This is a genomic window from Streptomyces sp. NPDC003248 (assembly GCF_055563235.1).
Window position 1 is genome coordinate 205,006 of the sequence record NZ_JBVHDT010000001.1, and the last position, 25,827, is coordinate 230,832.

21 protein-coding genes and 1 tRNA gene are annotated in these 25,827 nt (G+C 71.2%); 6 read left to right on the top strand and 16 right to left on the bottom strand.

Going from position 1 to position 25,827, the window contains the following annotated elements; translation table 11 throughout:
• Window positions 1-7: 7 nt before the first annotated feature.
• Window positions 8-1,024, bottom strand: coding sequence for a carbohydrate ABC transporter permease (locus tag ACZ3KJ_RS00910; RefSeq protein ID WP_467524776.1), 1,017 nt, complete (start codon window positions 1,022-1,024; stop codon window positions 8-10).
• A 5-nt stretch (window positions 1,025-1,029) separates the two neighbouring features.
• The gene (locus ACZ3KJ_RS00915; protein WP_467523601.1) at window positions 1,030-2,358 is read right to left on the bottom strand and encodes an ABC transporter substrate-binding protein; all 1,329 of its coding nucleotides are present in this window, start codon (window positions 2,356-2,358) and stop codon (window positions 1,030-1,032) included.
• Window positions 2,359-2,818: 460 nt separating this feature from the next.
• Between ACZ3KJ_RS00915 and ACZ3KJ_RS00920 the strand changes: the two genes are divergently transcribed.
• Entirely contained in the window at window positions 2,819-3,874 is a 1,056-nt protein-coding gene (locus ACZ3KJ_RS00920) for a LacI family DNA-binding transcriptional regulator (protein WP_467523602.1), read from the top strand.
• A 271-nt stretch (window positions 3,875-4,145) separates the two neighbouring features.
• Here the strand turns inward: ACZ3KJ_RS00920 and ACZ3KJ_RS00925 are convergent.
• The 3 genes from ACZ3KJ_RS00925 to ACZ3KJ_RS00935 form a co-directional block, all read right to left on the bottom strand.
• Window positions 4,146-4,218 (bottom strand) — tRNA-His (locus ACZ3KJ_RS00925).
• A 106-nt stretch (window positions 4,219-4,324) separates the two neighbouring features.
• Window positions 4,325-4,927: an oligoribonuclease gene (orn, locus tag ACZ3KJ_RS00930; RefSeq protein ID WP_389512727.1), complete on the bottom strand. Its 603-nt coding sequence runs from the start codon at window positions 4,925-4,927 to the stop codon at window positions 4,325-4,327.
• A gap of 459 nt (window positions 4,928-5,386) precedes the next feature.
• Entirely contained in the window at window positions 5,387-6,658 is a 1,272-nt protein-coding gene (locus ACZ3KJ_RS00935; RefSeq protein WP_467523603.1) for a helix-turn-helix domain-containing protein, read from the bottom strand.
• Window positions 6,659-7,924: 1,266 nt separating this feature from the next.
• Between ACZ3KJ_RS00935 and ACZ3KJ_RS00940 the strand changes: the two genes are divergently transcribed.
• Window positions 7,925-8,452, top strand: coding sequence for a universal stress protein (locus ACZ3KJ_RS00940; RefSeq protein WP_389512723.1), 528 nt, complete (start codon window positions 7,925-7,927; stop codon window positions 8,450-8,452).
• A 167-nt stretch (window positions 8,453-8,619) separates the two neighbouring features.
• On the top strand, window positions 8,620-9,183 hold the full coding sequence (locus ACZ3KJ_RS00945; RefSeq protein ID WP_467523604.1) for a GPR1/FUN34/YaaH family transporter: 564 nt from the start codon (window positions 8,620-8,622) through the stop codon (window positions 9,181-9,183).
• A gap of 122 nt (window positions 9,184-9,305) precedes the next feature.
• On the opposite strand, the gene glmS is transcribed toward ACZ3KJ_RS00945, so the two are convergent.
• Window positions 9,306-11,123: a glutamine--fructose-6-phosphate transaminase (isomerizing) gene (gene glmS, locus ACZ3KJ_RS00950; protein WP_467523605.1), complete on the bottom strand. Its 1,818-nt coding sequence runs from the start codon at window positions 11,121-11,123 to the stop codon at window positions 9,306-9,308.
• A 52-nt stretch (window positions 11,124-11,175) separates the two neighbouring features.
• Window positions 11,176-11,433, bottom strand: coding sequence for a hypothetical protein (locus ACZ3KJ_RS00955; RefSeq protein WP_389512878.1), 258 nt, complete (start codon window positions 11,431-11,433; stop codon window positions 11,176-11,178).
• 186 nt (window positions 11,434-11,619) lie between these two features.
• On the opposite strand from ACZ3KJ_RS00955, the gene ACZ3KJ_RS00960 reads away from it, so the two are divergent.
• The gene (locus ACZ3KJ_RS00960) at window positions 11,620-13,182 is read left to right on the top strand and encodes a purple acid phosphatase family protein (protein WP_467523606.1); all 1,563 of its coding nucleotides are present in this window, start codon (window positions 11,620-11,622) and stop codon (window positions 13,180-13,182) included.
• A gap of 125 nt (window positions 13,183-13,307) precedes the next feature.
• On the opposite strand, the gene ACZ3KJ_RS00965 is transcribed toward ACZ3KJ_RS00960, so the two are convergent.
• The 6 genes from ACZ3KJ_RS00965 to ACZ3KJ_RS00990 all read right to left on the bottom strand — a co-directional run bounded on the left by ACZ3KJ_RS00965 (window position 13,308) and on the right by ACZ3KJ_RS00990 (window position 20,573).
• A complete protein-coding gene (locus ACZ3KJ_RS00965) occupies window positions 13,308-15,080 on the bottom strand; it encodes an IucA/IucC family protein (protein WP_467523607.1) in 1,773 nt (590 codons plus the stop codon).
• Window positions 15,077-15,628 carry a GNAT family N-acetyltransferase gene (locus tag ACZ3KJ_RS00970; protein ID WP_467523608.1) on the bottom strand — a complete coding sequence of 184 codons (552 nt, stop codon included), beginning with the start codon at window positions 15,626-15,628 and terminating at the stop codon, window positions 15,077-15,079. The genes ACZ3KJ_RS00965 and ACZ3KJ_RS00970 overlap by 4 nt, the downstream gene beginning before the upstream one ends.
• Window positions 15,625-16,911, bottom strand: a complete 1,287-nt coding sequence (locus ACZ3KJ_RS00975; protein WP_467523610.1) for a lysine N(6)-hydroxylase/L-ornithine N(5)-oxygenase family protein — start codon at window positions 16,909-16,911, stop codon at window positions 15,625-15,627. Before ACZ3KJ_RS00975 ends, ACZ3KJ_RS00970 begins: the two co-directional genes overlap by 4 nt.
• Window positions 16,895-18,337, bottom strand: a complete 1,443-nt coding sequence (desA, locus tag ACZ3KJ_RS00980) for a lysine decarboxylase DesA (RefSeq protein WP_467523612.1) — start codon at window positions 18,335-18,337, stop codon at window positions 16,895-16,897. The genes ACZ3KJ_RS00975 and desA overlap by 17 nt, the downstream gene beginning before the upstream one ends.
• Window positions 18,338-18,508: 171 nt before the next feature.
• Complete coding sequence (locus ACZ3KJ_RS00985; RefSeq protein ID WP_467523613.1) at window positions 18,509-19,411, bottom strand: siderophore-interacting protein; 903 nt, start codon at window positions 19,409-19,411, stop codon at window positions 18,509-18,511.
• Window positions 19,412-19,523: 112 nt separating this feature from the next.
• Window positions 19,524-20,573 carry an ABC transporter substrate-binding protein gene (locus ACZ3KJ_RS00990; protein WP_467523614.1) on the bottom strand — a complete coding sequence of 350 codons (1,050 nt, stop codon included), beginning with the start codon at window positions 20,571-20,573 and terminating at the stop codon, window positions 19,524-19,526.
• Between the two features lie 246 nt (window positions 20,574-20,819).
• On the opposite strand from ACZ3KJ_RS00990, the gene ACZ3KJ_RS00995 reads away from it, so the two are divergent.
• Entirely contained in the window at window positions 20,820-21,410 is a 591-nt protein-coding gene (locus tag ACZ3KJ_RS00995; protein ID WP_467523615.1) for a DUF6232 family protein, read from the top strand.
• Window positions 21,407-21,745: a hypothetical protein gene (locus ACZ3KJ_RS01000; RefSeq protein WP_467523616.1), complete on the top strand. Its 339-nt coding sequence runs from the start codon at window positions 21,407-21,409 to the stop codon at window positions 21,743-21,745. The genes ACZ3KJ_RS00995 and ACZ3KJ_RS01000 overlap by 4 nt, the downstream gene beginning before the upstream one ends.
• Before the next feature lie 13 nt (window positions 21,746-21,758).
• On the opposite strand, the gene ACZ3KJ_RS01005 is transcribed toward ACZ3KJ_RS01000, so the two are convergent.
• From ACZ3KJ_RS01005 to ACZ3KJ_RS01015, 3 genes are read right to left on the bottom strand one after another with little or no spacing between them, the layout of a single operon-like run.
• Window positions 21,759-22,919 (bottom strand): acyl-CoA dehydrogenase family protein, encoded by a 1,161-nt coding sequence (locus ACZ3KJ_RS01005; protein ID WP_467523617.1) that lies wholly within the window; start codon window positions 22,917-22,919, stop codon window positions 21,759-21,761.
• Between the two features lie 5 nt (window positions 22,920-22,924).
• On the bottom strand, window positions 22,925-23,881 hold the full coding sequence (locus ACZ3KJ_RS01010; protein ID WP_467523618.1) for a hydroxymethylglutaryl-CoA lyase: 957 nt from the start codon (window positions 23,879-23,881) through the stop codon (window positions 22,925-22,927).
• A gap of 17 nt (window positions 23,882-23,898) precedes the next feature.
• Window positions 23,899-25,821, bottom strand: coding sequence for an acetyl/propionyl/methylcrotonyl-CoA carboxylase subunit alpha (locus ACZ3KJ_RS01015; RefSeq protein WP_467523619.1), 1,923 nt, complete (start codon window positions 25,819-25,821; stop codon window positions 23,899-23,901).
• Between the last annotated feature and the right edge of the window lie 6 nt (window positions 25,822-25,827).

The window sequence follows — 25,827 nt, forward strand, 5'->3', positions numbered from 1 at the left end:
CGTACTCCTAACTACTGGCGCGCAGCCGGCGCGAGATGACGTAGTTGACGATGCCGATCACGATCAGGATCAGGAACATCGTCCAGGCGATCGCGGAGGCCCGGCCGAGGTGCTGGTTGACCCAGCCCTGCTCGTACAGGTACAGGCCCAGCGTCTGGAACTGGTGCTCCGCACCACCGGACGAGCCCTTGTTCGCGTCGAACAGCAGCGGCTCGCCGAACACCTGGCTGGCGCCGATCGTCGAGACGACGACCGTGAAGAGGATCGTCGGCCGCAGCGCCGGCAGCGTCACGTGGAAGAACTGCTTCCAGCGGCTCGCGCCGTCCAGCGCCGCCGACTCGTACAGATCCTGCGGGATCGCCTGCATCGCGGCCAGGTAGATCAGCGCGTTGTAGCCGGTCCACCGCCAGATGATGATCGCGGAGACCGCGAACTGCGACGGCCACTTGTCCTCCTGCCAGTCGACCGCGTCGATCCCGACCAGGTCGAGCAGCCAGTTGACCATGCCGTAGTCGCGCCCGAAGAGCAGCACGAAGACGAGCGAGGCGGCCGCGATCGACGTCGCGTACGGCGCGAGCATCACGACCCGGTAGAAGGTCGAGGCGCGCAGCTTGTAGTTGAGGATGTGGGCGAGCCCCATCGCCATCAGCAGCTGCGGCACCGTCGAGATGATGCCGATGGTCAGCGTGTTCTCCGCCGCGTTCCAGAAGAACTCGTCGTCGAAGATCCGCGTGTAGTTGTGCAGCCCCACCCAGGTCATGTCGGTGGGCGCGGTCATCTCCACCTGGTGCAGCGACGCCCAGCCCGTGTAGACCAGCGGGAACATGCCGAAGGCGAGGAACAGCAGGAAGAACGGGGAGACGAAGGCGTACGGGCTCCAGCGGATGTCGCGCTGCCAGCGGCGGGAGAGCCGGGCGCGCCGGCGCTGCTCCGCCTCCGTGGGCGCGGCGGCCCTTGTCGGGCGGGCCGGGGCCGCGCCCCCCTCCTTCACGGGGGGCGCGGCGCTGTCGTGGCGGGTGGCCATACGAGTCACTGGTCCAGGTTGTTGTCGATGGTCTTGGTGGCCGTCTTCCAGGCCTCCTCCGCCGACTTGCCCTTCGTCACGAGGATGACGCCGTTGTCGGTCAGACCCTGCTGGATGATCTGGTCCTTCGGGCCGATCACCTGGACCGGGGCGGCCTTCGCGGCAGCGGCGAAGATGGTGCCGATGGGGGCGTCACCGGTCATCTCGTTCTTGGCGCCGGTCACTTCGGGCATCGTGTACGCGCTCGGCGCGCTCGGGAAGGAGCCCTGCACCTTGAACAGCTTCGCCTGCTGCTCCGGCGCGGTCAGCCAGGCGACCAGCTTCTCGGCCTCCTTCACGTTCTTGCCGCTGGAGGGCACGGTGAGGAAGGAGCCGCCCCAGTTGCCGGACTTCGGGGCCACCGCGACGGCCCACTTGCCGACGGACTCCGGCTTCGACTTGCCCTTGAGGGTGCCGAGCATCCACGGCGGACACGCCACCGTGGCGAACTTGCTGTTCGCGATCGTCTGGTCCCACGCCGCCTGGAACTGCGTCGAGGACTGCACCAGGCCCTCCTCGGCGGCCTTCGCGGTCAGGTCGAAGGCGTCCTTGACGGCCGGGTTCGTCTTGTAGATGACCTCGCCGGAGGAGTCGTAGAACTTCTCCGTCTCACTGCTGAGGATCGCGTTGATCAGGCCACCGGGGGAGTCCATGAAGTACGTGCCCTTGGCGGCCTTCTCCTTGTACTGCTCGCCGACCGACACGAACTTCTTCCAGTCGCCCGCCCACAGCTTACCGACCTCCGCCGGGTCGGTGGGCAGACCGGCCTGCTCGAAGAGGTCGGTGCGGTAGCAGATGGCCATCGGGCCGATGTCGGTGCCGAGGCCGATGGTCTTGCCGTCCTTGGTCGTGGCCTGGGCCCACTTCCAGTCCAGCCAGTTGCTCGCCTTCACGCCCGAAACCTTGGACAGGTCCTGGAGCTTGGCGCTCTGGGTCGCGGTGATCTCGGCGATGTTCGCCACCTCGACGGCCTGTACGTCCTGCAGCCCGCTGTTGGTGGTGAGGTGGTTGACGAGCGGCGGGTAGTAGTTCTCGTTCCGCTCGATGACCGTCTCGGCGATCTTTATGTTCGGGTTGAGCTTCTCGTACTCCGCGTAGAGCCCGGCCTCCTTGAAGCCCATCGTGCCGAAGAGCCCCAGCGTGATCGTGGTCTTGCCCTTGCCGTCTCCGGACGACGAACCGTTCGAGTTCTCGTCGCCGCCGTCGTCGGCACAGCCGGCCAGCAGCCCGGCGCCCAGCGTCGCGACGGCCGCCAGGACCACCACCCGACGGGAGGTTCGGGTACGTGCTCGCATTGCGTCCTCCTGTTGCCCTGACGTGCCGACCCCCCGGCCAACTGCATTGTTGGGCCCGTTAGTTTCTCGCTGCGGCTCGGGCGGGGAACGTGCGGGATGTGTATGTGTCAGGTACTGTGGGAGCGCTCCCACAGGTGATGTGTTGAAGAGTCGCCGGTTCGGGCGGGGGTGTCAAGGGTGGGGGCGCGGAGAGTTGCGTTCAGTTATCCGGCTGTTAGCTAACTCCCGGACGGCGATGCTTTTCGGCCGGAGCGGCGGTCCGGCGCGGGCGGCCGCAGGCCGTGCGGCGGGCGCCGGTGCACGGCGTCCGGGGCGGTGGGCGTACGGCGTGCGGGGAGGTGGGCGTGCGATGTCCGGCGCGCGGCCGCGGGGGAGCGGCCTGCGGTGCCCGGCCGTGCGAACAGTCGGGACTGTTAGATTCCAGGCCAGCGTGATGACGAACGGCGGGAAGGCGGAGCCCATGGCAAGCCACGGAGCGCGGGGCCGGAGCGGTGGCCGGCCGACCCTCGAAGAGGTGGCCGCACGCGCCGGTGTGGGCCGGGGCACGGTCTCCCGGGTGATCAACGGCTCGCCCCGGGTCAGCGACGCGACCCGCGCCGCCGTGGAGGCGGCGGTCGCCGAGCTCGGCTACGTCCCCAACACCGCCGCCCGCGCGCTCGCCGCCAACCGGACGGACGCCATCGCCCTCGTCGTCCCCGAGCCGGAGACGCGCTTCTTCGCCGAGCCGTACTTCTCGGACATGCTGCGGGGTGTCGGCGCGGAGCTCTCCGACACGGAGATGCAGCTGCTGCTGATCTTCGCGGGCAGCGACCGGGAGCGGCAGCGGCTGGCCCAGTACCTGGCCGCGCACCGGGTGGACGGCGTCCTGCTGGTCTCGGTCCACGCGAACGACCCGCTGCCGGACCTGCTCGCCCAGCTGGAGATCCCGGCCGTGATCAGCGGCCCCCGTTCCGCCGCGGAGACGCTGCCCTCGGTGGACTCCGACAACTACGGCGGCGCCCGTTCCGCCGTGGAGCACCTGCTGGCCCGGGGCCGCCGCCGCATCGCCCACATCACCGGCCGGCCGGACGTGTACGGAGCCCAGCGCCGCGTCGACGGCTACCGCGACGCCCTGCGCGACGCCGGGTGCGAGGTGGACGAGGGTCTGATCGAGCCGGGCGACTTCACCGAGGAGGGCGGCCGCCGCGCGATGGCCGACCTGCTCGCCCGTACGCCGTCGCTGGACGCGGTCTTCGCCGGCTCGGACGTCATGGCGGCCGGCGCCCGCCAGGTCCTGCGCGAGGAGGGCCGCCGCATCCCGGAGGACGTGGCCCTCGTCGGCTACGACGACTCCGCCATCGCCCGTCACATGGACCCGCCGCTGACGAGTGTCCGCCAGCCCATCGAGGAGATGGGCCGCAGGATGCTGGACCTGCTGCTCACGGAGATAGCGGATCGCCGTCCGGCGGTGTCACGGGGCCTGGAGCGGCGGCAGGTGGTGCTGGCCACGGAGCTGGTGGACCGGGCGTCGTCGTAGCGGCGGGGTGCCGTGGCGGCGGATGCCGTGGCGGCGGAGCGGGGGTCGTGGCGGGTGCCGTGGCGGCGGCTCTCCCGCCGTACAGCCGTACAGCCGTACAGCGAATGCTGCCTCCAGCGCCGCTCGTTGACGCTGGTGCGGCCGGCGGGTCTTTCCGGTCGGCCGGACTTTCACCCGCCGTCGGCAGGCGTTCGCGACTCGATGGAGGATCGACACGACACGAAAGAGGCCGGTGACCTGATTACTACAGGTCACCGGCCTCTCCGGTGAGGGTGAGTGACGGGACTCGAACCCGCGGCATCCTGGACCACAACCAGGTGCTCTACCAGCTGAGCTACACCCACCATGACCGGCGGTTCACTGGGTGGTTCACCGACCGGCCGAGAAAAAGTGTACAGGGTCCGAAGGGGTGCTCGCGCACGCCTTTCGCCGGGGCGGTTCGCGGGCCGTCTACCGGGCGGGCAGGACGTGCTTCGCGGCGATGGCCTTGGCGGTCTCCGAGTCCGGGCCGGGCTGCGGGACGAAGACGGCCTCGCGGTAATAGCGCAGCTCGGCGATGGATTCGCGGATGTCGGCGAGGGCGCGGTGGTTGCCGTTCTTCTCGGGGCTGTTGAAGTACGCCCGCGGGTACCAGCGCCGGGCGAGCTCCTTGATGCTGGAGACGTCGACGATCCGGTAGTGGAGGTAGTTCTCCAGCGTCGGCATGTCGCGCAGCAGGAAGCCGCGGTCGGTGCCGACGGAGTTCCCGCACAGGGGGGCCTTGCCGGGCTCCTTCACGTGCTGCCGTACGTACGCCAGCACCTGCTCCTCGGCGTCGGCCAGGGTCGTGCCGGCGGCGAGTTCGTCGAGCAGGCCGGACGCGGTGTGCATCTGACGCACCACCTCCGGCATCGTCTCCAGCGCCGCGTCCGGCGGCCGGATGACAATGTCCACACCCTCGCCGAGCACGTTCAGCTCGGAGTCGGTGACGAGGGCGGCAACCTCGATGAGCGCGTCGTCGGACAGCGAGAGGCCGGTCATCTCGCAGTCGATCCACACCATGCGATCGTTCATGCGACCACCCTAAGGCTGACGTCCCCGGATGGGCTGCCCCCGGTTCCGCCCGGACCAGGGGACGGCCGCCCCCCGGCGCCTGCCGTCCGTCTCGCGGTGCGTCCCGCCGCCCCCCCGGCGCCTGCCGTCCGTCTCGCGGTGCGTCCCGCTGCCCCCCCCGGCGCCTGCCGTCCGTCCCGCGGTGCGTCCCGCTGCCCCCCGGCGCCTGCCGTCCGTCCCGCGGAGTCTCCCGGCCGTCCCCCCGCAGTTTGTCGGCCGTACCCCAGCGCATCCCGGCCGTCTCGCGGCGCCTGCGGGCCGTCCCCGCAGCGCCTCCCGGCGTCTCACGTCTGCCGCGCGGCGCCTCCCGGTCGCCCCACGGCTGCCGCGCCCCGCTTCCCGGCCGCCTCCCGGAGGGCGGCACGGAAACGGGGGCGGTGGGGGCGTCGTCCGCCCCACCGCCCCCGCTCGCCGGTCGTCTCACATTCCGCTGCGCGGCCCCGGCAGCCCCGCCCGCGATCCCGCGTAGTCCCGCGGGTGCTCCACCGGTCCGGCGGTCCCGGCGCCGGTGGACGCCGACGCGGTGGAGGCCGCCGCCGCGCCCGCCGCCGTCCTGCGCACCTGGGGCGGCACGCCGGGCTCCGGATGGAGGGCCGGTCCCGTCGCCGGCCCGCCGGCCGGGGGTGCCGCGACCGGCGCCGTCGGCTCGCTGTCGGCGGGCGGACGCTCGCTCTGCGGCCGGCGGGCCCGGTACGCCGCCCGGTAGGCGGCCGGCGAGGAGCCCAGCTGCCGGCGGAAGTGTCCCCGCAGGGCCACCGGCGAGCGGAAGCCGCACCGGCCGGCGACCTCGTCGACGGAGTAGTCCGACGTCTCCAGCAGCCGCTGCGCCTGGAGCACCCGCTGGGTGATCAGCCACTGGAGCGGGGCGCTGCCGGTGAGCGACCGGAAACGGCGGTCGAAGGTCCGCCGGCTCATGTAGGCGCGCGCGGCGAGCGTCTCCACGTCGAACTGCTCGTGGAGGTGCTCCAGCGCCCAGGCGACGACCTCGGCGAGCGGGTCGGCGCCGATCTCCTCGGGTAAAGACCGGTCGAGGTAGCGTTCCTGCCCGCCCGAGCGGCGCGGCGGGACCACCAGGCGCCGGGCGAGCGCGCCGGCCGCCTCGTTGCCGTGGTCCGTGCGCACGATGTGCAGGCACAGGTCGATCCCGGCGGCCGTGCCCGCCGACGTCAGCACGTCGCCGTCGTCGACGAACAGCTCCCTGGGGTCGACGTGCACCGACGGATAGCGCTTGGCCAGCGTCGGCGCGTACATCCAGTGCGTGGTGGCCGGACGGCCGTCCAGCAGGCCCGCCGCCGCCAGCACGAACGCGCCGGTGCACAGGCCCACGATGCGGGCGCCCTCCTCGTGCGCCCGGCGCAGCGCGTCGAGCGCCTCCGCCGGCGGCGGTGAGGTGATCGAGCGCCAGGCCGGCACGACGACCGTGCCCGCCCGCGAGATCGCCTCCAGGCCGTGTGGCGCGGTGAGTTCCAGGCCTCCCGTCGTCCGCAGCGGACCGTCCTCGCCGCCGCACACCAGCAGGCGGTAACGCGGCACGCCGGCGTCCTGGCGGTCGATGCCGAAGACCGACAGCGGGATGGAACTCTCGAAGATGGGGCCGCCGCTGAACAGCAGCACGGCGACGATCTCCTTGCGGCGTCGCCCGGACAGCTTCCGGGCCGCGGCTTCCGGCGCGGCAGTGGAGTCGTGGCTCATCCTGCTAAGCCCCCCTCGGTGGTCGCGGCTCCTCGGTTGTGTCGCTCCTGCACGTTTCCCCTCGGTCCTGCACGAGTCCCCCGCCGTAGACAGTCAAGATCGAATCTACTGTGTCGTGTGATGCCGGAGTGGCCAGTTCAGCACCCGGCACATTGTCGACATGGCAACTTGGCGTGAAGCATTCGATCACGAAGGGTTGCACTCGTGGGGGGCGCAGGGAAGTGCGCCTCGTGGCGGTGGCCAATCTGCGTAGGGTGCACAGGGGCTCCGAGGCCCTTTCCGTGCAGGTGGAACGGTGCGTGGGGGGTGGTCGCGGCAAGGGATGCGCGGTATCCGGAAGTTGGCTGAAAAGATACGGGCGCGTGCGTGAAAACCGGTCAGCCGACCGGTGAGCTTCCGCCGTTGTGACGACCGCCACGGTGTGACCCCGTGCCACCGCGCCGACGCCGTCCCCCAGGGGCCGCGTGCGGGCGCCGTGCGGCCGGCGGTGCAGGTGACACGCTTGATGTCCGCGATCCATGAGATGCCTGTGAGGCCCCCGATGCGGGGGAGGAGACGTCCGGCGATGGACCCCGCGGGTCCCGCCCGGCGCCCGGCGCCCCCGGTGCGCGGGGAGCGTGCGGCTCGCGCTCGCACCCGTATCCGTGCCCGCACCCGCACCCGCACCCGCACCCGTGCTCGTACCCGTACGTGTACCCGTGCTCGCACCCGTACGTGTACCCGTGCTCGCACCCGTCCGCCGGCGCCGGCGCCGCGTACCGCTCGGACCGCCGCAGCAGCACCCGGCACACGGCCGTGGCGGCGGCGAGCCCGAGGGCGGTGCCGGCGGCGCCGGCCGGGGAGGTGCCGTACCAGAGGAGGACCACCGGGACCAGGACGCAGCTGAAGGCCGCCCAGCGGATCAGGTCGGCGGTGCCGTCACCGCCGGGGCGGGCCTCGGGGGAGGGGCGGGACGAGGGCATGGGGCGGGCTCCTCCCTGGGCGATGGTCACCGGGTTCAACGCCTGTTCGGCCCGGTCGGTCACTCACACGGTGAACGGCGGACACGTGAATCCTGTGCAAACCGCCTGTACGGGGCAGCAACCATTGCGTTACGGGCGCCCCCTCGTGCATGCTCCCTGGAACCCCCACGGACCACGCGCGGGATCTGGGCCCACGAGGCGTACCGCCGTACCCTTGGGGGTATGGGGCCGGGAAGACGATTCCCGGACACACCTCCGCCGCCCCAGCGTCCCCCCGTCTAAGGATCGATACGCCGAGACAGCCATGGCCGGTCACGAATTCTTCGAACCCGCGGACCGCAAGCGGCCGGTCGCCGACCCCACGGCGGCCGATCCCCTGGCGGCGGAAGAGGCACGCCACCCCTGCGATCCCGCCTTCAAGCACGGCGTCGTCGTCGGCTTCGACGGCTCCACCTCCAGTGAGCGCGCCCTCGCGTACGCCATCGGCATGGCCCACCGCTCCCGCGCGGGCCTGATCATCGTGCACGTCGCCAACCGGCTGCCGACCACGGTGTGGGCCGGCTGCGAGCCGCCGGTCTTCGTCGACGTGCCGGACCACCGCACCGAGGTGCTCGGCCTGGAGCTGGCCTGCGCCGACTACCTCGCCGAAGTGCCGTGGATCCTGGTCGAGCGCGGCGGCGACATCTGCCACGAACTCGAAGAGGTGGGGCGGGAGTACGAGGCCGACGCGATCGTCGTCGGCTCCACGCACGGCATCGTCGGGCGGATCTTCGGCTCGGTCGCCGGGCGGCTCGCCAAGCGGGCCCAGCGGCCCGTCGTCGTCATCCCCTGACGCCCCTCCCGGCAACGCCCCGCCCTCCCAGGGGAGTTGAGCCGGAGGCACCCCCGGAATCCCCTTTGTGCGCACGTGAACCTACTTGTGCGTAGAGGTGTTCGTGCCCTTGTGAAGGGCATATAACGCTCACCGCACAACTGCACAAAGGATGAAGGGAGCCCGCCGTGGACAACGACGTCTCTGCGGGAAGCACCACCACGATCGTCGGCCGACTCGCCCTGGGCATCACCCTGTTGGCACTCGGACTCGGGTACACCGACCTGATCGACGGCGTGACGGCGGCGGACGCCGTGCCCCTCGCCCACTACGTCGGCGGCGTCGCGCTGTTCGTCGCCGGCCTCTTCGCCTTCCGGGACCGCGACACGGTCACCGGCACCTCCTACGCGGCCCTCGGCGCCCTCTGGTTCACCTGGGCGGTCTCCGCCGGGTCGCCGGTCTCCGACAACGCCGCAGGGCTCTTCCTGCTCCTGTTCGCCCTCGTGGCGCTCTCCCTGGCCGCCGCCGGGGGCGATCCCCTCGGCCGGGCCTCCTACGGGCTCCTCACCGTCGCCCTCGTCCTGCTCGCCGTCGCCCGCTTCACGGACAGCGGCGCTCCGGCGCGGGCCGGCGGCTGGGTCGCCGTCGCCGCGGGAGCGGTCGCCTGGTACGCGGCGACCGCGGCCCTGGCCCACTGGCCGACCGCACTGCCCCGACGCGCTGCCGGCCGGGGGGTGACGGCCACCGGCTGATCGCAGCGGCGGGCCGGGGTGATCGGACTCCCCCGGCCTCTTGAGGGAACGACCCCCGTGGAGGTGGCCCACGGGGGTCGTTCGCGTTCGGGCGGCCGGAAGTCCCCGGCGGACCGGTGGACCTACTCCACCGTCACCGACTTGGCGAGGTTGCGCGGCTTGTCGATGTCACGGCCCAGGGCCTTCGCCGTGTAGTAGGCGAGCAGCTGGAGCGGGATGCCCATGAGGATCGGGTCGAGCTCGTCCTCGTTCTTCGGGACGACGATCGTCTGGTCGGCCTTCTCCTGCTCCTGGTGGGCGACCGCGAGGATCCTGCCGCTGCGGGCCTTGATCTCCTCCAGGGCGGCGCGGTTCTTCTCCAGCAGGTCGTCGTCGGGGACGATCGCGACCGTCGGCAGAGCCGGCTCGATCAGGGCCAGCGGGCCGTGCTTGAGCTCGGAGGCCGGGTAGGCCTCCGCGTGGATGTAGGAGACCTCCTTGAGCTTCAGGGAGGCCTCACGGGCCACCGGGTAGCCCCGGACGCGGCCGATGAAGAGCATCGAGCGGGCCTCGGCGAACTGCTCGGCCAGCTTCTTGATGTCCTCCTCGCCCTTCAGGATCTCGGCGATCTGGGCGGGCAGCTTGCGCAGGCCCTCGATGATCCGCTTGCCGTCGCGCACGGACAGGTCGCGGGTGCGGCCCAGGTGCAGGGCGAGCAGCGCGAAGGCGACCGTGGTGTTGGTGAAGCACTTCGTGGAGACGACGCAGACCTCGGGGCCGGCGTGCACGTAGACGCCGCCGTCGGCCTCGCGGGCGATCGCCGAGCCGACCACGTTGACCACGCCGAGGACCCGGGCGCCCTTGCGCTTGAGCTCCTGCACGGCGGCCAGCACGTCGTAGGTCTCACCGGACTGCGAGACGGCGATGTACAGGGTGTCGGGGTCGACGACCGCGTTGCGGTAGCGGAACTCGGAGGCGGGCTCGGCGTCGGCGGGGATGCGGGCCAGCTCCTCGATCATCTGGGCGCCGATCATGCCCGCGTGGTACGAGGTGCCGCAGCCGAGGATCTTCACCCGGCGGATCTGGCGCGCCGCGCGGGCGTCCAGGTTGAGGCCGCCGAGGTGCACGGTGGAGAAGCGGTCGTCGATGCGGCCGCGCAGCACGCGGTCCACGGCGTCGGCCTGCTCGTGGATCTCCTTGTGCATGTAGGTGTCGTGGCCGCCCATGTCGTAGGAGGCGGCCTCCCACTCCACGAGGGTCGGCTCGGCCGTGGTGCGGGTGCCCTCGGTGGTGTAGGTGCGGAAGTCGTCGGCCTTGAGGGTGGCCATCTCGCCGTCGTCCAGCGTGACGATCTGACGGGTGTGGGCGACCAGGGCGGCTATGTCGGAGGCGACGAACATCTCCTTCTCGCCGATGCCGAGCACGACCGGGGAGCCGTTGCGGGCGACGACGATGCGGTCGGAGAAGTCGGCGTGCATCACGGCGATGCCGTAGGTGCCCTCGACGACGCGCAGTGCCTCGCGGACCTTGTCCTCCAGCTTCTCGGCCTCGGAGCGGGCGATCAGGTGGACGAGGACCTCGGTGTCGGTCTCGGAGAGGAACTCGACGCCGTCCGCCTCCAGCTTGCGGCGCAGGTCGGAGGCGTTGTCGATGATGCCGTTGTGGACGACGGCGACCTTGAGGTCGGCGGACATGTGCGGGTGGGCGTTGACGTCGGAGGGGGCGCCGTGGGTGGCCCAGCGGGTGTGGGCGATGCCGGTGGTGCCCTTGAAGCGGGCCGGGACCTTCGCCTCCAGGTCACGGACGCGGCCCTTGGCCTTGACCATCTTCAGGCGGTCGCTCGTGCGAGAGGTGACGACGATGCCCGCGGAGTCGTAGCCGCGGTACTCCAGGCGCTGGAGCCCCTCCAGGAGCAGGGGGGCGACGTCACGCTTCCCGATATATCCGACGATTCCGCACATGTATACGTATTCCTCAAGTCCCGTTGGATGGTGCCGGCCGTGGTGGGGGCCGTCAGCCGTAGACGATGCGCCGCAGCTGCCGGAGCGTGAGCTCGGGCGGGGCGACCGCTCGGTAGTGCAGGTCCGCCTCGATCCGTTCGAAGATCTCCGCGTTGACCAGGCCCTGGGTCTGGAGTTCGCGGTGGCGGCGACGGACGTAGTTCTCGGTCGTCTCGTCGAAGTAGGCGAGCACGTCCTGGATCACCCGCAGCGCCTCGCCCCTGTTCAGGGGGGAGGAGCGGGTCAGATGATCTACCAGTTCGTCGTGCACCCGGTAGATCCTGGGGTACCGCGGCGGCTTTCGCAAGATTCCTGCCCGAAATCGGGCAACCGCCTGTTAAGGATCTTTGGGCGAACGTTGAATCTCTCATGAGGGCCTGTTCGTGAGCCGTCCACCCCCGCGCCTGCGACTCGTTGCTCAAGGGGACCAGTTTCAGACGCCATGGACATTCCTCGCATGGGCGTACCCGAGCAGCTCGCCGGACGCATGAACATGGCCGAGCAGCACGAGTACCTGCGCTCCCGCTTCTCCCGGCGCACGATGATCCGGGGCGGCGCGGTCACCCTGGGCGCCGTCACCGGTGGCGCGTTCGTGACGGGCGCCACGGCACAGGCCGCCCCCCGGACGGCCACGGCCACCAGCACCGAGAAGGTCGACGGCGCCCTCGTCGCCCCCTTCGGCCGCCACCTCGCCTACGGCGCCGACGCGCGCACGGAGATGACGATCTCCTGGCAGGTGCCGGTCGCCGTGGACAAGCCGTTCGTCCGCATCGGCGCCCACCCCTGGGATCTCTCCCGCAAGATCGAGGCCGAGGTCCGCACGCTGTACACCCCGGCCGGAGTCGGCGCGAGCGGCGACCACACCCAGTACTACGTCCACGCCAAGCTGGCCCGCCTCCAGCCCGGCCGTACGTATTACTACGGCGTCGGCCACGCCGGCTTCGACCCGGCCGCCCCGCACCTGCTCGGCACGCTCGGCACCTTCACCACCGCCCCCGCCAAGGCCGAGCCCTTCACCTTCACCGCCTTCGGCGACCAGGGCGTCAGCTACCACGCCCTCGCCAACGACGGCCTGATCCTCGGCCAGAACCCGGCCTTCCACCTGCACGCCGGCGACATCTGCTACGCCGACCCCTCCGGCGCGGGCAAGACCACCGACACCGGCTACGACTCGCGCACCTGGGACCTCTTCCTGGCCCAGACCGAGACGGTCGCCAAGCAGGTCCCGTGGATGGTCGCGTACGGCAACCACGACATGGAGGCCTGGTACTCGCCCAACGGCTACGGCGGCGAGGAGGCCCGCTGGGTCCTCCCCGACAACGGCCCCGACCAGGCGAACCTCCCCGGCGTCTACTCCTTCGTCCACGGCAACACCGCGGTCATCTCCCTCGACGCCAACGACGTCTCCTTCGAGATCCCGGCCAACCTCGGCATCTCCGGCGGCACCCAGACCACCTGGCTGGAGGCGCAGCTCAAGAAGTACCGGGCGGCGAAGGACATCGACTTCGTCGTCGTCTTCTTCCACCACTGCGCCTACTGCACCTCCACCGCCCACGCCTCCGAGGGCGGCGTGCGCCAGGAGTGGGTGCCGCTGTTCGAGAAGTACAACGTCGACCTCGTGATCAACGGCCACAACCACGTCTACGAGCGCACCGACGTCCTCAAGGGCGGCGAGGTCGTCAAGAAGCTGCCGATCGGCGGCATCGCCTACCCCGAGACCGAGGGCGTGGTCTACGTCACCGCGGGCGCGGCCGGACGCAGCCTCTACGCCTTCAGCGCCGACCAGTCCTACGAGGGCCACGAGAAGGACATCGAGGCCGTCTCCTCCTACGTCGTCCAGAAGGGCGGCAAGCAGACCGAGACCGTCGCCTGGTCGCGGGTGCGCTACCTCGACTACTCGTTCCTGCGGGTCGACGTCACCCCCGCCGCCAAGGGCCGCTACGCCACCCTGAGCGTCAGCGGCATCGCCGAGACCGGCGACCGGGTGGACCACTTCACGGTGGCGCGCCGGGCCAAGTAGCGCGGTGCCCGCCGGGCCGGGCGGCGCGGTGCGCGCCGGCCCGCCGCACCACGCGGCCCGCCGGTGTCCGCACAGCACGACGGGCGCCCCCGAGGACCGTACTCGGGGGCGCCCGTCCGTCCCTGTCAGAACCCCGCGATCGGGTTCTTCAGCGTGCCGACCAGCTGGAGGGCGCCCGACGGGTCCGCCAGGTCCACCATCTGCTTGTTGTTGCGCAGCTGGAGCCGGTTGAGGCAGGACAGCGCGAACTCGGGGGCGAACATGTCGTACTGCCGGAACTTGTCGGCGAGTTCGGGCGTCGCCTCCTGGTACGCGCGGGTGACCTCGGCGACCGTGCGCCAGAAGTCGTCCTCCTCCAGGATCCCCTCGGCGGCCAGGTGCGCCGCGAGGAAGCGGAAGAAGCAGTCGAAGACGTCCGTGAAGATCGACAGGAGTTTCTTGTCCTCCGGGACCTCCACGCGGATGCGCCGCACCTCGGGCGGCAGCACCGCGTCCGGGTCCATGACCGCGATCTCCTCGGCGATGTCCTTGTAGACCGCCCGCTGCACGACCCCGTCCTTCAGCACCAGGATGGTGTTCTCGCCGTGCGGCATGAAGACCAGGTCGTAGGCGTAGAAGCTGTGCAGCAGGGGCGTGTAGTACGCCTGGAGGTAGGCGCGCAGCCACTGGGTCGGGGACTGGCCCGACCGCTCGATCAGCGCGCCGGCCACCGACCTGCCCTCGTGGTCCAGGTGGACCAGCGAGGCCATCGTCGCGAGCGTCTCGCCGTCGCGCAGCGAGGGCACCGGGCTCTCCCGCCACAGCGCGGCCAGCATCTTGCGGTACGGCGAGTAGCGGTCCGTCGCCGCCTCGTACTCCAGGTGCCGGTAGCCCACGGCCGCCCGCTCCCGGATGATCGACAGGCCCGCCGACTTCAGCACCGGGTCGTTGTCGATGAGCTGCGCCAGCCAGTCGTTGATCGCCGGGGTCGCCTCCATGTACGCCGCCGACAGGCCGCGCATGAAGCCCATGTTGAGGACGGACAGGGCCGTCTTCACGTAGTGCTTCTCGGGGTGCGAGGTGTTGAAGAAGGTCCGGATGGACTGCTGGGCCAGGTACTCGTCGTCGCCCTCGCCCAGGCACACCAGGTTCTTCCGCGCGACCTCGGCGGCGAAGGTGACGGACAGCTTGTTCCACCACTGCCAGGGGTGGACGGGCATCAGGAGGTAGTCGGCCGGGTCGAGGCCCTGCTCGCGCAGGACGCCGTCGAACCGGTCGACCGTCGCCTCGCCCAGCTCCTGCCGGACGAACGACTCGTAGGCGATGCCGACGCCCGCCGTGAACGCCGCCCGCGACCGGTGCGCGGCCAGCCACACCAGACGGACCGGGCTCGCGGTCTCCGGCGCGTACGACAGGTACTCGTGGATGCCGAAGCCGAGCCGCCCGTTGTTGGCGACGAAGCAGGGGTGGCCCTCGGTCATCCCCGTCTCGATCGCCTGGAAGTCCGAGCGGGCCAGCTCGGCCGAGGTCGGCTGCGGTTTGGTCAGCTTGTAGCAGGTGCCGGAGAGGGTGGAGGAGATCTCCTCCAGGTAGACCGGCAGGATCTCGTCGCTCAGCCCGAGCGCGGCGCGCAGCTCGATGAAGAAGTCCAGCGCCTCGACCGGCAGGTCGGCGCCGTCCCGGGTACGGGTGATCGAGCCGGCGTCGACCTGCCAGTGGTCGAGGGCGCGGCGCACGGCGGTGAAGCGGTACGACGTCAGGCCGTCGTCGCTGCGCACGACGTAGTGGTCGTCGCCCTGCGGCTCGGGGGTGATCAGCCGCTCGTGGGCGAACTCCGCGAGGGCTTTGCGGACCAGGAGGCGGTTGGCCTTCTCCCAGCGTTCGGGGGAGAGGTGGGCCACGGCGTCGGCGAGGCTCACGGCGTCACCCCCGTGGCGGCGGTGAACCGCTCCCGCGTGCAGAAGCTCAGCAGCGCTTTTTTCTCCGGCTTGTCGATCTCCCGCTCGGGGACGAAGCCGACGGCCTCGTTCAGGGCGTGGACGGCCTTGTTGGAGACGTCCGGCTCGACCACGACCCGCTCGACCGCCGGGTCGGCGAACAGGTGCGCCATCACGGCGGTGATCACCGCGCGGGTGAAGCCGTGCAGGGGCCGGTCGGTGGGGGCGACCAGGAAGTGCATGCCGACGTCGCCGGGCTGGGGCTCGTACAGGCCGACCAGCTCCCGGTGGGCCGGGTCGTAGTACTCCATCAGGAAGGCCGGCTCGCCGTCGTGCAGGCCGAGCAGGGCGTGGTGGTGCTCGTCCGCCGCGATCTCCATGTACGCGCGCTCGACGTCCTCCAGTTTCGCGTCCTGCATCATCCAGAAGGCCGCCTTGGGGTGGGTGACCCAGGCGTGCAGCAGTCCGGCGTCCTCGATCGGGTCGAGGGGGCGCAGGGTGAGGGGACCGATGGTCGTGGTGGTGGTCATACGGCGAACTCCTGGAAGGCGATCGTCTTCTCGACCGGGTAGTACTCGCCGCCGAGCAGCTCACGGATGATGCAGCTGTTGCGGTAGGCGCCCATGCCGAGGTCCGGGCTGGTGATGCTGTGCGTGTGCACGCCCGCGTTCTGGAGGAACACACCGCGGCCCGTGGTGTCGATGGCGTAGTTGCGGGCGACGTCGAAGTTGCCCTGCGAGTCGTAGCGCAGCCGGTCGCGGACCGGTGCGAGGAACTCGGGCTCGGCGTACTGGTAGCCGGTGGCCAGAACCAGGCCCTCGGAGACCAGCTCGTAGTCCTTCTCCTGCTCCTCCTGGCGGAAGGACAGGGTGTAGGCGCCGTCTTCGTACGTGGCGGCGTTCAGGGACGAGTTGGTGAGCAGACGGGTGGGCACCGGACCGCCGATGTTCTTCTGGTACAGCAGGTCGAAGATCTCGTTGATCAGGTCGCCGTCGATGCCCTTGAAGAGACCTTTCTGCTCCGCCGTGAGCCGGTAGCGGGTGGCCTCCGGCAGCGCGCGGAAGTAGTCGATGTACTCCGGCGAGGTCATCTCCAGCGTGAGCTTGGTGTACTCCAGCGGGAAGAAGCGCGGGGAGCGGGTGACCCAGTTCAGCCGGTAGCCGTGGACGTCGATCTCGGCGAGGAGGTCGTAGTAGATCTCGGCGGCGGACTGGCCGGAGCCGACGATCGTGATCGACCGCTTCTTCTGGAGCTCCGCCTTGTTCTGCACGTAGCGGGAGTTGTGGAAGAAGTCGCCGCCCAGGCCCTGGCAGGCCTGCGGGACGTGCGGCGAGGTGCCGGTGCCCAGGACCAGGTGCCGGGCGCGGTAGACGTCGCCGGCGGTGGTGCGCACGACGTAGAGCTCGTCCTCGTAGGTCACCTCGGCGACCGTCGTGGAGAAGCGGACGCTGCTGAGTTTGTTCGCGGCCCAGCGGCAGTAGTCGTCGTACTCGACGCGCAGCGGGTAGAAGTTCTCCCGGATGTAGAACGAGTACAGCCGGCCCTTCTCCTTCAGGTAGTTGAGGAAGGAGTACGGCGACGTGGGGTCGGCGAGGGTGACCAGGTCCGACATGAACGGGGTCTGGAGGTGGGCGCCTTCGAGGAACATGCCGGCGTGCCACTCGAAGTCCGGCTTGGACTCCAGGAAGACCGCGTCGAGCTCCTCGATCGGTTCGGTCAGGCAGGCCAGGCCGAGGTTGAACGGGCCGAGCCCGATGCCCAGGACGTCGTAGGTCCTTTTCGCGGTGTCGGTGGTCTCAGGAAGCGCGGTCAAGGGACTCTCCCAGGTACTGCTCGGCGTGGCCGGCGATCAGGTCGAGGACGGCGGCGATGTCGGCCGGCGTGGTCTCGGGGTTGAGCAGGGTGAACTTCAGGTACTGGCGGGCGCCGACCTTGGTGCCGGCGACGACCGCGTCGCCGGAGGCGAACAGGGCCTTGCGGGCGTAGAGGTTGGCGCGGTCGATCTCGGCCGGGTCGGTGACGGCCTGCGGGATGTAGCGGAAGACCAGGGTCGACAGCGTCGGCTGGACGACGACGTCGAAGCGCGGGTCGGCGGCCAGCAGGTTCCAGCCCTCGACCGCCAGGTCGCACACCTCGTCGAAGAGCTGCCCGATGCCGTCGGCGCCCATCACCCGCAGGGTCATCCACAGCTTCAGCGCGTCGAAGCGGCGGGTGGTCTGGAGGGACTTGTCCACCTGGTTGGGGATACGTTCCTGCACCATGCGGCGGGGGTTCAGGTACTCGGCGTGGTAGGTGGCGTGGCGCAGCGTGGAGGCGTCCCTGACCAGCACCGCGGAGGAGCTCACGGGCTGGAAGAAGGACTTGTGGTAGTCCACGGTGACGGAGTCGGCGCGCTCGATGCCGTCGATGCGGTCGCGGTACTTCACCGAGGCGAGCAGTCCGCAGCCGTAGGCGGCGTCGACGTGCATCCACACGCCGTACTGGGCGCACAGCTCGGCGATCTCGGGCAGCGGGTCGATGGAGCCGAAGTCGGTGGTGCCCGCCGTGGCGACGACGGCCATGGGGACCAGGCCGTTGCGTGCGCAGCGCTCCAGCTCGTGGGCGAGGGCGACGGTCTGCATGCGCTTGTCGTGGTCGACGGGGATGGTCACCACGGCGTCCTGGCCGAGTCCGAGGAGTTTCGCCGACTTCTTCACGCTGAAGTGGCTGACCTCGGAGGCGAAGATGCGCAGTTTCGCCAGGGAGTCGCTCTTGGTCTCGTCGCGGGCGAGCAGCAGCGCCTGGAGGTTGGACTGGCTGCCGCCGGAGGTGAACACCCCGTCGGCCAAGGCGCCGAGACCGATGCGGGCGGCCGTCCAGTCGATCAGTTTGCGCTCGATGAGCGTGCCGCCGGCCGACTGGTCCCAGGTGTCGAGGGAGGAGTTGACGGCGGAGAGGACCGCCTCGCCGAGCACGGCCGGGATGACGACCGGGCAGTTGAGGTGGGCGAGGTAGCGGGGGTGGTGGAAGTAGATGGCGTCGCGGAGGTAGACCTCCTCCAGCTCGTCCAGGACCGCCGCCGTGTCGTGCAGCGGCTTGTCGAGGTCGATCTCCTCGATGCGGGGGGCGAGGGCGTCGACCGTGACGCCGGTGAACGGACGGTCGGTGGCGGCGAGTTTGGCGGCCACCCGCTCGACTCCTTCGGTCACGGAGCGGCGGTATTGCTCCGCGGTGGTGTCGTTGAGCAGGTGCGAGCGCATGGTGGGGGTCCTCCGATGGGGACGGTCCGCTGCGGTACGGACTCAGGGGCGGAACCTCGGGTTCAACTTAGGTTAGCCTAACCTAAGTAATGAGATCGCAATCCAGTCGTGACGGTGACAGTGATCACGTTTGCACTCAGCGGTCGCGGGCCGGTGGGACCGCGGTGGTCGTCACCTCTGCTCGCGCAGCTGTTCCTCCGTCAGACCCTGCCGCCAGTACCCGACGAAGGTGACCCGGCGGCGGTCCATGCCGCGCTCGCCGACGAGGTGCCGGCGCAACTGCTGCACACAGGACGACTCGCCCGCGATCCACGCGTACGGGGCCTCGGCGGGCGGCAGTTCGGCGTCCCGGAGGACGCCCAGGGCGACGGGGGCGCCGGGGGTGCCGTCGGCGCCGGGGCCGTCGCGGCCGTCCGCGCGGACGAGCCAGGTGATCTCGGCGTCCGCGAGGGTCATCAGGTCCTGGACGTCCCCGGCGTCGCGCACCTCCAGCCAGGCCCGCACGCGCAGGCCGGCCGGCAGGGACTCCAGGATCGACGAGATCGCCGGCAGGGCCGTCTCGTCGCCCCACAGCAGCACCAGATCGGTGTCCGCCGGCGGGCGGAAGCGGATGGCGCGGTTGTCGGCGACGGCCGGCCCCAGCAGGACGACCCGGTCCCCGGCCACCGCCCGGGCGGCCCAGGCGGACGCCGGACCGGCCGGGGTGTGCAGCACGAAGTCGATGTCGATCCCGGTGGTCCGGCCGAGCGCGTCGCGGCGCAGCGAGCGCAGCGTGTACGAGCGCATCACCGCCCGTACGTCGTCCGGGAGTTCGCGCCAGACCTGCCACCAGCCCCGCCCGCTCCCGGCTTCACCCGACCGAGGCGGTTCCCAGCCGAGCTCGTGGGGGACCTGCGGCTCGCTCTGCCCCGGGTGCGGCAGGAACAGCGACAGCGACTGGTCCTGCCCGTCGGAGTGGAAGTGCCTCAGGTCCTCGCCGGCGAAGCTCACCCGGACCAGGGACGGACCGAGCCGCCTCGTCGTCACGACCTGGAGGGAGAAGAAACGGAACGGGACGGCTACGGCCGTGGTCATCGGGGCTCCTGAGGCGTGGGGGAGGGCGGCCGGCTCAGGGGTGCGGGGCGGTGCCGCCCCGCGGCCCGGCCGCGGCCGGGCCGGCGGCCCCTCGTCGCGCGCCCTCAGGGGGTCAGGCGACCTTCTTCGCGTTCTCGAGAGCCTCGGCGAGGGTCTCCAGCAGCGGCACGCACTTGTCGTACGACAGGATCGGCTCGGGCGAACGGGAGATGATCTGGTTCGCCTTCACGGCGGGGAGCTGCTTCCAGGTCGCCTTGGTGATCGCGGAGGCCTGGAGGGCCGAGGAGCGGTCGTCCAGCATGATGATGTCCGCCGCGTACTTGTCGACGTTCTCCCAGCTCAGCGACTCGTACCAGCCGCCGCCCTCGGACTTGGCGCTCTCCGGCGGCTCGACGAAGTTCACGCCGAGGGCCTTGAAGTACTCCAGGTCGATGGAGAGGTTGGTGCCCGAGACGTAGAAGATCTGGTCGCTCGCGGAACCCGCCAGCACCTTGATGTCGGGCTTGGCCTTGGCGGCCGCGCGCAGCCGGGTGGCGGCCGTCTCGAACCGGGTCTTGGCGTCGGTGACCTCGGACGCCGTCATGTCCGCGCCCAGCGACTCGGCCAGCTCCCACATGCGCTCCAGCGGAGCGGTGAGCTGGCGGTCGTAGACGGAGACGCCGACGCTCGGGGCGAGCTTGGCGATCTTGTCCTTGGAGGCCTCGGGCACATACCAGAGCGTGCCGGCGTCGTCGAACATGGTGGTGATCAGGACCTCGGGGGCGAGCGCCGCGTACTTCTCGACGTTGAACTCGTCCCAGACGTTGCCCAGGATCTCCACCTTGGTGATGTCCATGTCGCCGGCCTGGACGTCGGCCTTGCCGTCGGCGGTCTTGGTCGGGCCGAAGACGCCCTTGACCTGGATGCCGTAGTCGTACAGCGCGGCGGCGACACCCGTGAACGCGACGATGTTCGCGGGGATCTTGTCGAGCTTCACCGTGGTGCCGCGGTCGTCCTTGAACGTCCAGGCGCCGGACTTGGCGGAGGCGTTCGCCGACGCGTCCGAGCCACCGCTGCTCGCGTCGTCGTCGCCGCAGGCCGCGAGAACGGCACCGAGGCCGAGGGCGCCGCCGGCGGCGAGGATGCCACGGCGGGTGAGGTGGGTGGCTCTGGCGTTGGGCATGAGTGTGGCTGCTTTCGAACGTGCGGATACCGCCTGACAATTCGAAGGTAGGTTAGCCTAACCTCAGGTCTTGTCCAGAGGTGTGGTGGTGTGATCCACATCTTGTGGGAAGCGTGTTTCGAGTCCCCCTTCCGCCAAAGTGTCCGAGTTCTCGGGTAGTTGACCGTAAACAGCCTCTCGGTGAGCCGTCTCCGGGTGCTAAATGGTCCTCATGTGCGCGCCGGTGCGCATGCGACGGGGGGACTGGTGGAGACCCAGGGAACGCTCGGTTCGTCGCAGCCGGTTCCGCCGCCTCCGCGCGGCAGGACCGGCGTCGACCTGAAGGTCAGCAGACGGCTGCTGTGGGTCGGCGAGGCCGCCTACCCGCTGCACAACATCACCCGTGTGCACACCTTCGTGCTCAAGCCGAAGAGGATGGAGGCGCTCAGCGACTTCCTGAAGTGGACGGCCGTCGTCGTGGTGGCGCTCGCCGTCCTCCGGGCGGTCAACCGGAGCGCCTCCTCGTACAGCAGCCGGGACGACAGCGAACAGGGCCTCTGGGTCCTGGGCGTCGTGGTCGTCGCCTGGCTGCTCCTGCGGATGCTGAAGGTGTGGACGGCGCCCGCCGAACACGTGCTGGCCGTCGAGACGAGCAGCGCGTCCACGGCGCTGGTGACGCTGCCCAACCCGGAGCAACTGCGCCAACTGGTCCAGTACATCGTCCACTCCATCGAGAACCCGGGCTCCGAGTTCCAGGTGCGGGTCGAACGGTTGCTGGTCAACCCGAAGAACTACCACTTCGGGGACAACGTGAACATGTACGGCGGACTGTTCAACACGGGGGTCGTGAAGAAATGAGCACGTTCAACTTCCATCACGAGGGGCCCGGCGACCACGTCAACATGGTCAACACCTCGCACAGCCAGGGCATCGTCAAGCTGGGCGGGGCGAGAGCGGCCGACCAGGCGATCGAGGAACTGCGCAGACAGCTCCAGGAACTGCGCGCCCACCTCGCCCCCGGGGACGTGCGGACGGTCGACGACAACCTGCCCGTCGTCGCCGACCCCGCCCGCACCCCCGAGGAGCGGCGCGCGGCCCTCGTCGCCCTCTCCGGCGTCGTCGCGGCCCTGGGGGCGGCGGCGACGCCGGTGCGGGACCTGATCGAGGGCGTGTGGGGGCTGCTCGGGGGTTAGCGGGTCCTTCCCGTCAGCCCGCCAGCCCCAACTCCCGGGCGATCAGCATCCGCTGCACCTCGCTGGTGCCCTCGCCGATCTCCAGGATCTTGGAGTCGCGCCACATACGGGCGACCGGGTACTCGTTCATGAAGCCGTAGCCGCCGTGGATCTGGGTGGCGTCGCGGGCGTTGTCGACGGCGACGGTGGAGGAGTAGAGCTTCGCGAGGGCCGCCTCCTTCTTGAAGCGCTCGCCGGCCACCAGGCGGCTCGCCGCGTCCCGCCAGGCCAGGCGGGCCGTGTGGGCCTTCATCTCCATGTCCGCGAGCTTGAACTGGATGGCCTGGTTGGCGCCGATCGGCCGGCCGAAGGCGTGGCGTTCGCGCGCGTAGCGCACCGACTCGTCCACACAGCCCTGGGCGAGTCCGGTGGCGAGCGCCGCGATGGCGATGCGGCCCTCGTCCAGGATGCGCAGGAACTGGGCGTAGCCGCGGCCCTCCTCGCCGAGCAGGTTGGCCGCCGGGACACGGACGTCGGAGAACGACAGCTCGCGGGTGTCCGAGGCGCTCCAGCCGACCTTCGAGTAGGGGGCGGCGACGGTGAAGCCGGGGGTGCCGGACGGGACGACGATCGCCGAGATCAGCGGTCGGCCGTCCGGCCCCCGGCCGGTCACCGCCGTGACCGTGACCAGGGCCGTGATGTCGGTGCCCGAGTTGGTGATGAAGCACTTGGTGCCGTTGATCACCCATTCCCCCGTCGCCTCGTCCAGCCGGGCCGTCGTGCGCGTCGCGCCCGCGTCCGAGCCGCCGTCGGGTTCGGTGAGCCCGAACGCGCCCAGCGCCTCGCCGGAGCAGAGCCGGGGGAGCCAGGTCCGCTTCTGCTCCTCCGTGCCGAACAGGTGGATCGGCATCGCGCCCAGGGAGACGCCCGCCTCCAGGGTGATCGCCACGGACGAGTCGACGCGCGCCAGCTCCTCCAGCGCCAGCCCGAGGGCGAGGTAGTCGCCGCCCATGCCGCCGTACTCCTCGGGGAACGGCAGCCCGAACAGGCCCATCCGGCCCATCTCGCGGACGATCTCGTACGGGAACTCGTGCCGCTCGTAGAAGTCGCCGATCTTCGGCGCGACGACGTCGTGCGCGAACTCCTCGACGGTGCGCCGGAGGTCTTCCAGCTCGGGGGAGAGTCGGTGGTCCATGGCGGTCACTGCTCCTTGCGGGCCTCGCGGCCCTCTCGGCCCCGGAACTCCTCGTGGGACAGGGCGCGGACGGTGCGGGACGGGCTGGGCCGGCCCAGCCGCCCGGCCATCCACACGCTGGTGGCGACGAGGCGGCCGAGGTCGGCCCCGGTCTCGATGCCGAGGCCGTGCAGCATCCACACGAGGTCCTCGGTGGCGAGGTTGCCGGTGGCGGACTTCGCGAACGGGCAGCCGCCCAGGCCGCCCGCGGAGGCGTCCACGGTGGTGACGCCGTACTGGAGGGCGGCCAGGGTGTTGGCGAGGGCCTGGCCGTAGGTGTCGTGGAAGTGCACGCCGAGCACACCGGCCGGGACGCCCTGTTCGCCGAGGGCGGCCAGGAGCGCGAGGACATGGCCCGGGGTGGCGACGCCGATCGTGTCACCGAGGCTCAGCTCGTCGCAGCCCATGTCGAGCAGCGCCCGGCACACCCGCACCACCCGCGGGACCGGCACCGCCCCCTCCCACGGGTCGCCGAAGCACATGGACAGGTAGCCCCGCACGTGCACCCCGCCGGCCTTCGCCCGTTCCACCACCGGCTCGAACATGGCCAGCGCCTCGTCCACCGTGCGGTTGAGGTTGGCCCTGGCGAAGGACTCGGTGGCGCTCGCGAACACGGCGACCCGGCGCGCGCCGAGCGCCAGGGCCCGCTCCAGGCCGCGCTCGTTCGGCACCAGCACCGGCAGCTCCACCGGCAGCCCGGAGACGAGCGGGAACAGCTCCTCGGCGTCCGCGAGCTGCGGCACCCACGTCGGGTGGACGAAGCTGGTCGCCTCGATCGTCGTCAGCCCCGCCCCGGCGAGCCGGCGCACGAACTCCGCCTTCACTGCCGTCGGCACGGTCGCCTTCTCGTTCTGGAGCCCGTCGCGCGCGCCGACCTCGTGGATCCGCACCCGCGCGGGCAGCCGGCCGGCCGGTACCACCATCGGCAGTCCCCGCCCGGTCACCGGGCCGCCTCCCCGTGCGGGGCGACGACGGCCAGGACCTGGTCCATGGCGACCGTCGTGCCCGGGGTGACGCCGAGTTCCGCGACCGTCCCGGCGTGCGGGGCCGAGATGACGTGCTCCATCTTCATCGCCTCCACCACCAGCAGGCTCTGGCCCGCGGCCACCTCGTCGCCGACGGCGGCCTTCACCACCGTCACCGTGCCCGGCATGGGCGCGGTCAGCGAGTCGACGCCGGCGCGCGCGGCGCCGGTCAGGGACGCGGCGACCGGGTCGTGGTCGCGCACCTGCCAGGCGTCGCCGTCCCGGCCCAGCCAGTCGCCGGCCCGGTGGAAGGTGTGCCGGACGCCGTCGAGGGTGACGGCGACCCGGTCGTCGGTGACGGTGTGGGTCCCGCGCGCCCGGTGCGTGACGGGTTCGCGTCCCGTCGCCCGCAGGCCGAAGGCCACCGGCCGGTGCGCCCCGCCCAGCCGCCACCCGCTCGGCACGGAGAACGGGTCCGTCCACCCCCGGTCCCGGGGCCGGAGCCCGTCCAGGCGTACGGCCGCGGCGGCCTCGTAGACCTCCTCCGGCACGCCGTCCGGGACCAGCTCCGCCACCACCCGCTCGACGAGCCCGGTGTCCAGCTCGCCCGCCACGACCGCCGGGTGGGCCAGCAGCCGGCGCAGGAACCCGGCGTTGGTCTGCACGCCCAGCGTGACCGTCTCCGCCAGGGCGGCCCGCAGCCTCCTGAGCGCGGTCGCCCGGTCGGGGCCGTACGCGATCACCTTGGACAGCATCGGGTCGTACAGGCTGCCGACCTCGCCGCCCTCGCTCAGGCCCGAGTCGGTGCGCACGCCGTCGCCCCGCGGCTCGCGCAGCCTGAGCACCGTGCCCCCGGAGGGCAGGAAGCCGCGCGCGGGGTCCTCGGCGCAGACGCGCGCCTCCACGGCGTGCCCGGTGAGCGTGATGTCGTCCTGCCCGAAGGGCAGGGCCTCGCCGGCCGCCACCCGCAGCTGCCACTCCACCAGGTCCACGCCCGTGACCAGCTCGGTCACCGGGTGCTCCACCTGGAGGCGGGTGTTCATCTCCATGAAGTGGTACGACGTCGGATCCTGGCCGGGGACGATGAACTCCACCGTGCCCGCGCCCCGGTACCCGCACGAGCGGGCCGCCTGCACCGCCGCCCCGCCCATCGCGGCGCGGGTGGCGTCGTCGAGGAGCACGCTCGGCGCCTCCTCGACGATCTTCTGGTGCCGGCGCTGGAGGGAGCACTCGCGCTCGCCCAGGTGGACGACGTTGCCGTGGCCGTCGGCCAGCACCTGGATCTCGATGTGCCGGGGCCGGTCGATCCACCGTTCGACCAGGAGCGTGTCGTCGCCGAAGGAGGCGCGGGCCTCACGGCGGGCGGCGGCGATCTCCTCCTCCAGGGCGCTGAGGTCCCGGACCAGCCGCATGCCCTTGCCGCCGCCGCCGGCGCTGGGCTTGAGCAGCACGGGCGCGCCCAGCTCGCGGGCGGCCCGGGCCAGTTCCGGGTCGCGGCCGCCGGGCACGACCGGCACCCCGGCCGCCCGCACCGTCTCCTTGGCGCGGATCTTGTCCCCCATGAGGGAGATCGCCTCGGCGGGCGGCCCGATGAACACCAGCCCCGCCGCGGCGCACGCGCGCGCGAAGCCGGCGTTCTCCGCGAGGAAGCCGTAGCCCGGGTGGACGGCCTGGGCGCCGGTGCGGGCGGCGGCCTCCAGCAGCCGCTCGACGGACAGATAGCTCTCGGCGGCCGGCGCCGGACCGATCCGTACGGCCGTGTCGGCGTCGCGGACGTGCCGGGCGTCGGCGTCCGCGTCGGAGAAGACGGCCACCGAGCGCACCCCCAGCGACCGCAGGGTGCGGATGACGCGGACGGCGATCTCGCCCCGGTTGGCCACGAGCACGGTGTCGAACAAGGGTCC